Source organism: Archangium violaceum, from assembly GCF_016887565.1.
GTDB classification, from domain to species: domain Bacteria; phylum Myxococcota; class Myxococcia; order Myxococcales; family Myxococcaceae; genus Archangium; species Archangium violaceum_B.
The window spans coordinates 7,547,544-7,559,281 of record NZ_CP069396.1 but is presented as its reverse complement, the minus strand read 5'-3'; the positions used below and the strand labels follow the sequence as shown (position 1 = coordinate 7,559,281).

General features: G+C 69.9%; 9 protein-coding genes. 6 read left to right on the top strand and 3 right to left on the bottom strand.

What is annotated here, in order from left to right; translation table 11 throughout:
- Positions 1–79 precede the first annotated feature (79 nt).
- Positions 80–1,375, top strand: a complete 1,296-nt coding sequence (locus tag JRI60_RS30000) for a hypothetical protein (protein ID WP_204219306.1) — start codon at positions 80–82, stop codon at positions 1,373–1,375.
- Positions 1,376–1,524: 149 nt separating this feature from the next.
- Here the strand turns inward: JRI60_RS30000 and JRI60_RS29995 are convergent, their stop codons facing one another.
- From JRI60_RS29995 to JRI60_RS29985, 3 genes are read right to left on the bottom strand one after another with little or no spacing between them, the layout of a single operon-like run.
- Complete coding sequence (locus JRI60_RS29995; protein WP_204219305.1) at positions 1,525–2,733, bottom strand: hypothetical protein; 1,209 nt, start codon at positions 2,731–2,733, stop codon at positions 1,525–1,527.
- A gap of 50 nt (positions 2,734–2,783) precedes the next feature.
- Positions 2,784–3,644, bottom strand: coding sequence for a DUF2520 domain-containing protein (locus tag JRI60_RS29990; RefSeq protein WP_204219304.1), 861 nt, complete (start codon positions 3,642–3,644; stop codon positions 2,784–2,786).
- A gap of 3 nt (positions 3,645–3,647) precedes the next feature.
- Positions 3,648–6,218, bottom strand: a complete 2,571-nt coding sequence (locus JRI60_RS29985) for an AAA family ATPase (protein ID WP_204219303.1) — start codon at positions 6,216–6,218, stop codon at positions 3,648–3,650.
- Positions 6,219–6,427: 209 nt separating this feature from the next.
- Here JRI60_RS29985 and JRI60_RS29980 point away from each other — a divergent pair, with 209 nt between their 5' ends.
- From JRI60_RS29980 to JRI60_RS29960, 5 genes are read left to right on the top strand one after another with little or no spacing between them, the layout of a single operon-like run.
- Entirely contained in the window at positions 6,428–7,162 is a 735-nt protein-coding gene (locus JRI60_RS29980; protein WP_204219302.1) for a YIP1 family protein, read from the top strand.
- On the top strand, positions 7,159–8,478 hold the full coding sequence (locus tag JRI60_RS29975; protein ID WP_204219301.1) for a TolC family protein: 1,320 nt from the start codon (positions 7,159–7,161) through the stop codon (positions 8,476–8,478). Before JRI60_RS29980 ends, JRI60_RS29975 begins: the two co-directional genes overlap by 4 nt.
- Positions 8,475–9,731: an efflux RND transporter periplasmic adaptor subunit gene (locus JRI60_RS29970; RefSeq protein WP_204219300.1), complete on the top strand. Its 1,257-nt coding sequence runs from the start codon at positions 8,475–8,477 to the stop codon at positions 9,729–9,731. The genes JRI60_RS29975 and JRI60_RS29970 overlap by 4 nt, the downstream gene beginning before the upstream one ends.
- Positions 9,728–10,492, top strand: coding sequence for an ABC transporter ATP-binding protein (locus JRI60_RS29965; RefSeq protein ID WP_204219299.1), 765 nt, complete (start codon positions 9,728–9,730; stop codon positions 10,490–10,492). The genes JRI60_RS29970 and JRI60_RS29965 overlap by 4 nt, the downstream gene beginning before the upstream one ends.
- A complete protein-coding gene (locus JRI60_RS29960) occupies positions 10,489–11,721 on the top strand; it encodes an ABC transporter permease (protein ID WP_204219298.1) in 1,233 nt (410 codons plus the stop codon). Before JRI60_RS29965 ends, JRI60_RS29960 begins: the two co-directional genes overlap by 4 nt.
- Positions 11,722–11,738 lie beyond the last annotated feature (17 nt).

The window sequence follows — 11,738 nt, the reverse complement described above, 5'->3', positions numbered from 1 at the left end:
CGTGGCGATGAACTTGGTTTTCGGGGTAAGGGGGTCGACCGTTCAAGTCACGATCTCGTACCCGGAACAGGAACCCGAAATGGCTCATCCCGCCCCTCCGCATGTCCAATCCGCCCAGGCGCAGGTCGCCGCCGCCCTCCAGCAGCTCGAGGGCAAGCCGGTGGATCTTCTCAAGGTCCCCTGGTCGGAGGTGGAGGCGTCCGCCATCAAGCTGCTCGGCGGAGCCTTCCAGGTGAACAACCCGAACCACCAGGGGCTGGCCCTGGGCCTGGCCGGTGCATTCGCCGAGCGCATGGCCACCGAGCACGGCGCCTTCTGGTTCCCGAACCGGGACTCGCCGGAGGGTGCGACGCTGGGCTTCCCGGACGCGATCATCATGCTGTCGCCGTTCGGGGCGGTGATGGACGCGCTGTCGCAGGGGAAGCTGGGGAAGCTGGAGGATCTGGCGGCGGACATCCGCAAGTCGCTGGCGCAGGTGAAGTTCGCGCCTGGGGCGACGCAGTCGCTGGGGGCGTCGGGGCCGAAGATGGGGCCTGCGGACTATCAGCGGCTGTTCGATCCGGGGTTCCTGCAATTCGTGGTGTTGGACTCGGCGAAGGCGAAGACGGCGTTCGAGACGAAGCCGGACGCGCTGGCGCGGGACATCCGTGACGCGCTGGGCCGGACGCAGCTGCCGCCGGAGGCGCGCCAGCAGTTCGAGGGACAGATCGTGCAGTCGCTGCAGCGGTTGGATCCGAGCCATGCGTTGGCGGAGCAGATGGACCGGGCGCCGCGGATCGCGGAGCTGATGGGCCACATGTTCGCGACGGTGGGCGGGACGGGGGCGGCGCCGGAGGAGTTCTGGGGAGAGATCGTGCTGCCGCTGCTGTTCATCGGTTCGCCGCAGAACTTCCCGCCGGTGGACGAGGATGAGATCGGAGCGTTCACGCAGGGGGCGCCGCCGCTGGCGCTGTTCGTGGACGTGGTGCCGCACTCGGTGCAGGCGCCGGAGGAAGGGCTGCTGGGGACGTTCGAGCAGTCGGATCTGAGCCTGCTGCACCCTGGATTCGGGAAGGTGGGGGCGCTGAGGCTGATCAAGGTGAACGCGGAGCGCATCAAGCCGCTGCTGGCGAACTTCGATCCGAACAAGACGGTGGACGCGGTGAGGCGGTTCACGAAGTACATGGAGGAGAAGGCGGGGAAGGGAGCGCCGCCGAATCCGCAGAACGAGGAGATGCTGAAGGCGGCGACGGTGCTGCTGACGGACCTCAAGAAGGCGGTGGAGACGAAGGGCGAGGTCTGCCTGCGCCGGTTGACGGAGGCGGAGGCGGCGTCGGAGCAGGCGGTGGCGGTGGTGCGGCAGGCGCTGAACGGACCGCGCATCATCCTGAGCTGAAGTTCACAGGAGACCTCGGGTTGAGATCACCCTCTCCCTCTGGGAGAGGGCTGGGGTGAGGGTATAGGGATCCAACACCGTGGACCCAGCAAAGGGGCCAACCGGGATCACCCGGCTGGCCCCTTTGACGTTCCAGAAACAGGTGCGCTTCAGACGGGGAAGCGACGTCCGATCAGCTCGACTTTCGAGAGATTCAACCGGAAAGGCTCGCCCTTCCGCGAGACATCCCCGAGTGCGACGGAGTCCTCGACGAGGACACCCTCCAGACCCGAGTCCTCGGCGAGCTTGGAGGCGATGTTGACGGGATTGCCGGCGATCTCGCGCTCACCGTTGGCGAGGGGGAAGAGGTAGACCTCGCCATGGGTCAATCCGACGTGCGCATTGAAACCGAGGGCGCGATTCTCCTCGATGATGTCGCGCGCGAAGGCGACGGCTTGACGGCCCTCGGGGAAGAGGACGATGGCCAGGGTGCCGTTGGACTTCACGACATCGGCCCCATGGGACGACGCGATGCGACGGATCGCGAGGTCGATGAGGGACATGTCGGTGAACGAGTCCAGCAGGAACTCGTGAGGCCTGTGGGCGACCTTCACGAACACCACCGTCCGGGTTGTCCGGTACTCGGGAAACTCCTCCTTGCCGAGCTCCGCCAGGGAGGCCGAGCGCAGCCGCTGGAAGAAGGCCGCGTCGAAAGGCGTCGGGTAGTGGGGGTTGTTGCCTTCAACGGCATCCAGGGAGCCTGGGGAGTCCGTGATCGACCACAACGAGCCCTTCTTCTCGAGATCTCCGCGCACCCGGGCCGCGTCGCGCACCGGGCCCGAGAGACGCTCGTGGATGGCCTTCGACAGGACGATCTCTCCTCCCGAGGTCTCGTCCTCGGCGATGGCCTCGATGAAGTCAGCCCCCTCACCGAAGAGTCCACCGCCGACCTTGAAGCACTCGCAGGTGTGGATGCCGATGCCGATCTGGACCTGGAGGGCCTTGACCCTGGCCTGCACCGCGAGCATCTGCGCGACGACGCGTGACGGCGCGATCGCCTCGGGGAAGAACATCTGCGAGTTGTCCGCCGCCCAGATGCCGATGGCTTCACCGCCGATCGCCGTCCCGTAGGAGTGGAGCACTTCCTTGGGCTCGGAGACGAGCTTCATGACCTGGGCCAGGGTGTAACGCTGGGTCAGCCTGGACAGTCCCGCCGAATCGGCGGAAACGATCGTGCCGTGTGTCCGGAAGGGGGCCAGCAGCTGGTCGTGTCGGACGGAGGTCTTGTCCTGCCCGTTCCAGCTCAGGACGAGCTCGGCCGGGATGACTCCGGCGATGTCCTGCCGGAGATCCGCCAGGGAGATGTTGTACGTAGCCACCAGTCGCCCTCTGTGTGTGCGGCTTCTTTCCGGAGCCGGCCGCCGCCAGACTACCTCCGTCGAGGAGTCTCGGAGTCGAGCAGCTTCTCCAGAGCGGCGCGGGCCTCTGGAGGCAGACGGTGTCCCACGAGTTGCACTCCACGCCGTGACAGTGGCCGATAGACCTCGCCCGCCACGGGCGGGAGCGCCGCGAGATGCGCTGCCACCACGCCCGAATCCCCTCGAGCAATCGGGCCGGTGTACCCGGCCGCCAGTCCTCGCGCCTCCACGCCGCGCAGCGCCGAGCGAGTCAGCGGCAGCAGCGCGGCGAGTGCATCCTCCTCGGAGATGCCCGCGACGCGGAACGCCTCCACCGCCGCGGAGAGCGCTGCCACCACGCCCCCCGCGCTCAGCACGGCCCCGGCGTGATAGGCGGCGCGGTGCTTCTCCGGTACCCGCAGGGCGCGCAGTCCCGCGTCCTTCGCCATCCGCTCCAGCACCTCGCGCAGCCAGCGAGAGCGGGTGCTGAGGGCCACCGAGTTCCCCGCCAGCGAGTCACGCGGATCCGACACCGCGACCAGCGGATGGAACGAACCCAGCACCCGTCCGCGCGGAGCGCCCAGGGCCTCCAGCGAGAGCGCGCCCGCGCAGTGCACCAGGGCCGCCCCACGCGAGAGCCGGGGCTTCAACTCCTCGGCGGCCAGGGGCACGGCCTTGTCAGGCACGCACAGCAGGCATACCCGGGCCTGGGCCACATCGCTCTCGGAGGCCAGCCTCAGCCCCAGCTCCACGGCGCGGCGCCGACCGTCCTCGGAGCGCGCCAGCACACGCACGGGCCAGCGCTTCGCGGCGAGCGCGAGGGCCAGCGCTCCTCCCAACCGGCCCATGCCCACCACCACCACCCGAGGGCGACTGGCGCGCGGGGGGCTCACGGCTCAGCGGCTCTCTCGAAGGAACTGCAGCTCTCCATCCTGCACGGCCACCCGCACCCGGTCGCCCGCCATGAACTCGCCGGCGAGGATCCGCTCGGCGAGGGGCGCCTCCACCAACCGCTGCACCACCTGGCGCATCGGCCGCGCACCCAGCTTCGGGTCGAACCCGCCCGCCTTCATCAGGTGGCTCACCACGTCCTGCTCGGCCACGTACTCGATGCCCTTCTCCGTGACGAGCCGCCGGCTGCTCTCCGCCAGCAGCAACTGGGCGATCCGCGCCACCTCCGCCTCGGACAGCGGCCGGAAGGGCAGGCGCTCGTCGATGCGGTTCCACAGCTCGGGGGGGAGGGCCTGGCGCGCGGCGGCGCTGGCGGCGTCCATGTCCGAGGTGGCCGAGCCCTTCTGCTCCGGGGTGCCGAAGCCCAGGGCGCGGCTGGCGCGCTGGAAGGCGTCCGCGCCCAGGTTCGTCGTCATGACGATGACGGTGTTGGAGAAGTCGATGTGCCGGCCCTTGCCGTCCGTCAGGCGGCCCTCCTCGAGCACCTGGAGCAGGAGCAGCTGCACCTCGCGGTGGGCCTTCTCGATCTCATCCAGCACCACCACGGACGAGGGCCGGCGGCGCACGGGCTCGGTGAGCTGGCCTCCATCACCGTAGCCCACGTAGCCCGCGGGCGAGCCGATGAGGCGCGAGACGCCGTGGCTCTCGGCCATCTCGCTCATGTCCAGGCGCACCAGCGAGTCCTTGCTGCCGAAGAGCACCTCGGCCAGGGCTCGCGCCATCTCCGTCTTGCCCACGCCGGTGGGGCCCAGGAAGAGGAAGGAGCCCATGGGACGGCGCGAGGCGAAGCCCGCGTAGTTGCGGCGGATGACGCGGGAGATGCGCGAGATGGCCTCCTCGTGGCCGATGACGCGCTCGCCCAGGTCCGCCTCCAGCCTCAGCAGCCGCGCCGAGTCCGTCATCAGCAGACGCTCCTCGGGCAGGCCGGCGATCTTCGCCACCACGCGCGCCACGTCCGAGGCCTCCACCAGCTCCTTGCCCTCGCGGCGGCTGCGCGAGCCGGCCAGATCCACCACGGAGATGGCCTTGTCCGGCATGAAGCGGTCCGTCACGTAGCGCGAGGCCAGCGACGCGGCGGCCTCCAGCGCCTCCGGGGCGTAGCGCAGCCCGTGGTGGTCCTCGTAGCGGCCGATGATGCCCTGGAGGATCTCCACCGTCTCCGGCACCGAGGGCTCGTGCACGACCACCGGGGTGAAGCGCCGCTCCAGCGCGGGGTCCTGCGAGATGAACTTGCGGTACTCCTCGTGCGTGGTGGCGCCGATGCAGGGGAACTCGCCGCGCGCCATGGCCGTCTTCAGCTCGTTGGCGGCGTCCTGCGGCCCCTCGCCGGTGGAGCCCGCACCCACCAGCGTGTGGATCTCATCGATGAACACCACCACGCGGCCATCGGCGCGGCGCACCTCGTCCTTGAGGGCGTTGAGCTTCTCGGAGAAGGAGCCGCGCAGCTGCGTGCCGGCCACCACCGAGGCCATGTCCAGCTCGATGAGGATCTTCTCGGACAGGGAGCCGCGCAGCTCCAGCATGCGCTGGGCCACGCCCTCCACCACGGCCGTCTTGCCCACGCCCGCCTCGCCCAGCAGGCACGGGTTGTTGGTGCGCCGCTTGCCGAGGATGTCGATGACCTCCTCGATCTCCTTGGCGCGGCCCACCACGGGATCCAACTTCCCCTCCTGGCCGAGCCGGCTCAGGTTGCGGCCCAGCGAGGTGAGCAGGGGGAAGCGCTTCTCGTCGAGCACCAGCGGCGCGGCGGCGCGGGCCGGAGCGGCCGGGCGCGGCGCGGCGGGCCCAGGGGAGGGCAGGGCGGGCGCGGGAGCCGGAGGCGCCACGGGCGTGGCCGCCGGAGCCAGGGAGACGGGAACCGGAGGAGGCGTGCGCGTCGGCACCGGGGGCACCGGCGTGGGAGCGGCGGCCTCCGGCACGTCCTCGTTCACCTCGTCGATGAGGTCGCGCGGGGACAGCGCGGGCCGGGACGGAGCCCGGGGCGGTGCGAGCGCGGGGCGCGGCATGCTCACCGCGAGCGCGGAGGCGGGCGGCGCCGAGGGCGGGGCCCCCAGGGGACGGGTCGGCCGGGGCATGGCCGCCGTCATCGTGGTGCTCCGGCCCGGCTGGAACCGCCGCGGCGTGCTCCCGCTGAGACAATAGGAGAGGGCGGTGTTGCCCAGGTTGATGAGGTGCAGGCCGGCCCGCGTCAGCAGCTCGCTGGCGGCGCAGCGCACCCGGGTGAAGGCCACGAGCAGGTGGAGGCAGTCCGCCTCGCGCGCCCCGCTGTTCTGGGCGATCTCCCGGGCGCGCATGAACAGCTCGCGCACCAGCCCGTCCTGCTCGGTGGGCTGGGACGTCATCGTCTCCAGCAGGCTGTCCTCGTCGACGCCCTTCTCCTTGAGCAGGAGCTGCGCCCGGTTCTCCACCGTGAAGAGGGCCAGCAACACGTGGGCCGAGGTAGGCTTCTGTGCCACGCTCTGAGCGATGTCATTGGCTTCGTGGAGAACCTGAGCGAGATCCGTGCTGTCGACCATTCGGACTCCGGCGGGCGAGCAGGCGAGCACATACACCCTCCGGATCTTCGCGGCAAAATTTCCGCTACAGGTCACTACAGCACCCACCCCCGGTGGGGCGGATTCTCCGGAATCCGCCTGCTTGCCCCCCTGTTAGGCGGCAATTGTCGTCCGGCTTGCAATAGCGACCCTGTCTGGGCGTACATCCCGTTGCCCCGACAACGCACCTTATGAGCTCAATCGCCCAACCCGCCCGCGTGCTCCTGGATCCGCTCGATGCGACAGGCGCCGCCGTGGAGGCCCGCCGCTGGCTGTGGCCTCTTCTCCTTCTCGTCGTCTGTGTGTCCGCCTCCGGGACCGCCTTTTCCCTCCGCTGGAATGCCGGTCCCGCGGTGGTGCAGGAGTTGCAGATGTCCGGCCGGCTCGATCGGCTGACGGAGACGGAAGTCTCCGAGGAGATCCAGACCGCGTCGCGCAAGGCGCTGGTGGCGGGGATCGCCAAGGGCGTCTTCGTGATGCCAATGCTGACGTTGCTGCTGGCGGCGGCGTTGTGGGTGTTCGCGTGGCTGTTCGACAGGTCCGCGCCCTTCGGCGGCCTCATGTCGGTGGCGGCGCTGGCGATGATGCCCATCGCGCTCTACCACCTCATCTTCACCGTGTGCGCGCTGGCGCAGCACTCGCTCTCCCTGGAGCGGGTGCCGGAGCTGGTGCCCGCGAGCCTGGCGGTGTTGGAGGGGCTGTCCCCCAAGATGAAGAAGGTGCTGGGGGCGGTGGACTTCTTCAACCTGTGGAGCGTCGGCCTGATGGGGCTGGGCTTCTCCTCGGCCACGGGGATGCGCAAGGGCCGGGCGCTGCTGCTGTGCCTGGCGCTCTACCTGTTGTTCGTGGGGGTGTTCTCCATTGGTCTGCCGGCGATGATGGCCGGAGAGCCGGGTGGCCGGGGTGGTCCGGGAGGTGGACGATGAGCGCGCTCGTGCTCGCGGCGGTGCTCGCCGCCACCCCCGTGACCCTGGAGGATGCCCGGGCCCGGAGCCGGGAGAACGTCCAGGCGCTGACCGCCCTGTTGCAGGTCTCCTCCGCCGAGCAGGACGTGCGCATCGCCCGCTCGTCGCTGCTGCCCCAGCTGCGGTTCCAGACGGGGGCAAACCTGGACTACAACGGCCCCCAGCGCTACACCGACATCGTGGCCGTCGACGGCGGCTTCGAGCGGCAGGTGATCGACGTGCCGGAGTCGCTGATCCCCAGCTTCGGCCTCTCCGTCACCCTCCAGCAGAGCATCTACGATCGGGCCGTCTGGGCGCGGCTGTCGCAGAGCGGCGCCCAGTTGGAGGCGCAGCGGGGCGAGGCCTTCGAGCAGCAGGACACCTCCGAGCTGGAGGGCATCCAACGCTTCTACGCGCTCTTCCGCTCCCAGGCGACCATCCTGGTGCTGCAGAAGAACGTGGAGCGCAGCGAGCAGCAGCTCGAGCGCGCCCGGGCGCTCTTCCAGGCGGGCCGGGTGGGCAAGGCCGAGGAGCTGTCCGCGCAGGTGAACCTGGGCAATGACCGCATCGCCGTGGTGTCGCGGCAGTCGCAGCTCGCCACGGACCAGACGCGGCTGGCCGCGTGGCTGGCCATGCCGGGCGCGGAGGTCGTGGAGGCGGTGGATCCGGGGGTGCTGAACCAGCCCGCCGCTCCGGCGCCCGCCCTGGACCAGGCGCTGGAGACGGCGAGGACCCGCCGGCCGCTGCTGATGGCGCTGCGGGAGCGGCTGCGCGCGGCGGAGCTGCAAGAGAGCATCGCCCGCGCCGGATACCTGCCGCGGCTGACCCTGCAGGGCACCTACTCTCGTGGCGGCCCCAACGCGGACATCGTCTTCACCCAGCCGAAGCTGCAGAACTCGGTGTCGGGTGGCGTCGGGCTGTCGTGGGACATCTTCAATGGCTTCTCCACGCAGGCGCAGGCTCGCCGGGCCGAGTACCAGAGCCGGGTGGCCGAGCTGAACCTGCAGCAGAACGAGCGCGAGCTGGAGGGCTCGGTGCGCCAGGCGCACGTGACGCTGCAGGCGCAGATCACCTCCACGGAGCTGGCCGAGGCCAACCGCAAGGCGGCCTCCGACGCCCTCTCCCTGGCCGAGGAGCGCTTCAACGCGGGCGTCAGCTCGACGCTGGAGGTGCGCGACGCGCAGCTCAAGCTCACGCAGGCGGAGCTGACCTTGTTGGAGAATCGGATCAACGTCGAAATCGCCCGCTTCGGATTGATGCGGGCCATGGGCACTCTGGCCCCGGGAGAAGCGAAATGAAGTGGTGGAAGGCGGCTATCGCAGGCGGACTGTTCCTTGGTGGGGCGGCCATCACCGCCGGTGGGCTCAAGGACCGGCCCCCTCCCATGGTGGAGGCTCAGGTGACGAAGGCCCGCAAGGGCTCCATCACCCGCACCATCACCGGCGCCGGCAAGGTGCAGGCGACCACCACGGTGAAGATCTCCTCCAGCCTCTCCGGTGACCTCATGGAGCTGCTGGTGAAGGAGGGAGATCGGGTGACGAAGGGCCAGGTGCTCGGCCGCATCGATCGCAAGCGGTACGAGGCGACGGTGAAGCAGGCCCTGGCGGCCCAGAACGCGGCGCGCTCGGACATGCAGGTGGCCCAGGTGGAGGCGGACCGCACCACGGCCGAGCTCGCCCGCGTGGAGGAGCTGGGCAAGAAGGGCCTGGCCTCGGCGGCCGAGGTGGAGCAGGCGAGGGCGGCCCGGGACTCGGCCGTGGCACGCGTGTCGGCGGCCCATCAGCGCCTGGCCCAGTCCTCCGCCGTGTATGACGAGGCCCAGACGAGCCTCTCCAAGACGACGATGCTGTCCCCCATCGACGGCAACGTCATCGAGCTGTCGCGCGAGGTGGGCGAGCGGGTGCGTGGCTCGGACCTCTCCGAGGACGTGGTGATGACCATCGCCGCGCTCAACATCATGGAGGTGAAGTTCGAGGTGGGCGAGCACGAGGTGGTGCACCTCAAGCCCGGCCAGCCCGCGGAGATCTCCGTGGACGCGCTGGAGGGCGAGTCCTACCAGGGCTCGGTGGTGGAGATCGCCCAGAAGGCGCTCATCAAGAACCCGGGTACGGAGGCGGAGGTGACGACCTTCCCGGTGACGGTGGCGCTCAACTCGCGGCCGCCGCGGGTGCTGCCGGGCATGAGCGCCGAGGTGCGCATCTCCGCGGAGACGCGTGACGACACGGTGCTCGTCCCCATCCAGTCGGTGACGGTGCGCCCGGAGAAGAGCCTGCCGGACTACAAGCCGGCGGTGGAGGGCGGGGGCCTGTCGGTGGCCCGCCGCGCGGAGACGCTGGCCAAGGTCGTCTTCGTGGTGGACGCGGACAACAAGGTGCAGGTGCGCCGGGTGCGCACGGGCATCGCCTCCGACACGGACCTGGAGATCCTCGAGGGCATCCAGCCGGAGGACAAGGTGGTGGAGGGCCCGTACCGCACGCTGTCCAAGGAGCTCAAGCACGGCGATGCGATCCGCGAGCCGCAGCAGGGCGGACCGGGTGGGAAGAAGTCGTGAGCGAGGCCAACGGCGCCAGGACCCCCTGGCTCATCGATGTGCAGAACGTCACCCGTGTCTTCCACGTGGGTGGCGAGGAGGTGCGCGCGCTGCGGGGCGTCTCCTTCGGCATCTCGCGCGGCGAGTGGGTGGCCATCATCGGCCAGTCCGGCTCGGGCAAGAGCACGCTGATGAACGTGCTGGGCTGTCTGGATACACCCAGCAGCGGCCGGTACATGCTCAACAACAAGGACGTGTCGCGCATGACGGACGATGAGCTGGCCATCGTGCGCAACGTGGAGATCGGCTTCATCTTCCAGACCTTCCAGCTGCTGCCCCGCGAGACGGCGCTGGCCAACGTGGAGCTGCCGCTGGTGTACCGGGGCATCCGGGCCAAGGAGCGGCGCGAGCGGGCCAAGGCGGCACTGGCCAAGGTGCACCTGGATCACCGCATGCACCACCGGCCCAACGAGCTGTCGGGTGGTCAGCGCCAGCGCGTGGCCATCGCCCGGGCGCTGGTGGCCGAGCCCTCCATGCTCCTGGCGGACGAGCCCACGGGCAACCTGGACTCGGCCACGGGAGAGGAGATCGTCCGGCTGTTCGAGGAGCTGCACCGCGCGGGCAACACGCTGGTGCTCGTCACGCACGAGCCGAAGCTGGCGGCGCGCTGCCCGCGGGCCATCCGGCTCAGTGACGGGCAGATCGTCGCGGACGGTATCGGGCGCGAGGTGGCCCACGGTGACACGCACGCGCCGCCGATCCAGGCCGCGGGGGGCGCATGAAGAGCACGGCGCGAGTGGATGTGCTGGAGGGGGCGCGCATCGCGTTCTTCTCGCTCGGAGCCAACCGGATGCGCACGGTGCTCACCACGGTGGGCATCGGCATCGGCGTGGCCACGCTGCTGGCCATCGTCGGCATCATCCAGGGGCTCAACAGCTCCTTCGAGAAGCAGCTGGCCTCCCTGGGCTCCAACACCCTCTACGTCTCCAGGTTCCCCTGGGTCATGACGGGGGACTGGTGGATGTACCGCAACCGCAAGCACTTCACCCTGCCGCAGCTGGAGCAGATCCGCGCGCAGTCGACCTACCTCTCCGGCATCTCGCCCATGGTGTCCCGCAGCGCGGACGTGGGCTTTGGTGGCGAGCAGCTCTCGGCGGTGGACATCACGGGGGTGACGCACGAGTACTTCGCCATCGTCGGCCATGAGGCGACGGCCGGGCGCTTCATCACCGAAGCGGACGATGCCGTCACCCGGCCGGTGGCGGTCATCGGCGCCACGGTGGCCGAGGGGCTCTTCCCGGGGTTGGATCCCATTGGCCGCTCCATCCGCATCGAGGGCCGGCCCTTCCAGGTGGTGGGGGTACTGGGGCGCAAGGGGAAGCTGCTGGACGAGGATCAGGATCTGACGGTGCTGGTGCCCTTCAAGACGTTCTACGCCACGTTCGGCAAGAGCCGGGGCTTCAGCATCGCCATGTCCATCGAGAACCCGGATGACATCCGCAAGGCGGAGGACCAGCTCGTGGGCATCCTGCGCCGCGTGCGAGGCACGCCGCCGGGGACCCCGGACGACTTCTCCATCAACCGCCCGGAGATGCTAGCGCAGACGTACGCGCAGCTCACCGGGGCGCTCTACGGCGTGGCGATGGGCGTGGGGTTCATCACCCTGCTGGTGGGCGGCATCGGCATCATGAACATCATGCTGGTGTCGGTGCGAGAGCGGACGCGGGAGATCGGCATCCGGCGCGCGCTCGGGGCGCGCAAGCGCACCATCGTGCTGCAGTTCCTCATGGAGGCCTCCGCGGTGTCCGCGGTGGGTGGACTCCTGGGGACGTTGGTGGGACTGGGGACGGCCAAGGTGGTGTCCCTCATCACGCCGCTGGCGGCGGACGTGCAACTGATGACCGTCTTCGGCGGAGTGGGCTTCGCCGCGCTGGTGGGGCTGCTGTTCGGCATCTGGCCGGCGGCGCGGGCCGCCAACCTGGACCCCGTGGAAGCGCTTCGCTACGAGTGAGCACAATGTTCCGACGC

Excerpts from the sequence above, each read along its gene's own strand:
- JRI60_RS30000 (WP_204219306.1), top strand. The coding sequence starts at position 80 with ATGGCTCATCCCGCCCCTCCGCATGTCCAATCCGCCCAGGCGCAGGTC.
- JRI60_RS29985 (WP_204219303.1), bottom strand. The coding sequence starts at position 6,218 with ATGGTCGACAGCACGGATCTCGCTCAGGTTCTCCACGAAGCCAATGAC.
- JRI60_RS29980 (WP_204219302.1), top strand. The coding sequence starts at position 6,428 with ATGAGCTCAATCGCCCAACCCGCCCGCGTGCTCCTGGATCCGCTCGAT.
- JRI60_RS29975 (WP_204219301.1), top strand. The coding sequence starts at position 7,159 with ATGAGCGCGCTCGTGCTCGCGGCGGTGCTCGCCGCCACCCCCGTGACC.
- JRI60_RS29970 (WP_204219300.1), top strand. The coding sequence starts at position 8,475 with ATGAAGTGGTGGAAGGCGGCTATCGCAGGCGGACTGTTCCTTGGTGGG.
- JRI60_RS29960 (WP_204219298.1), top strand. The coding sequence starts at position 10,489 with ATGAAGAGCACGGCGCGAGTGGATGTGCTGGAGGGGGCGCGCATCGCG.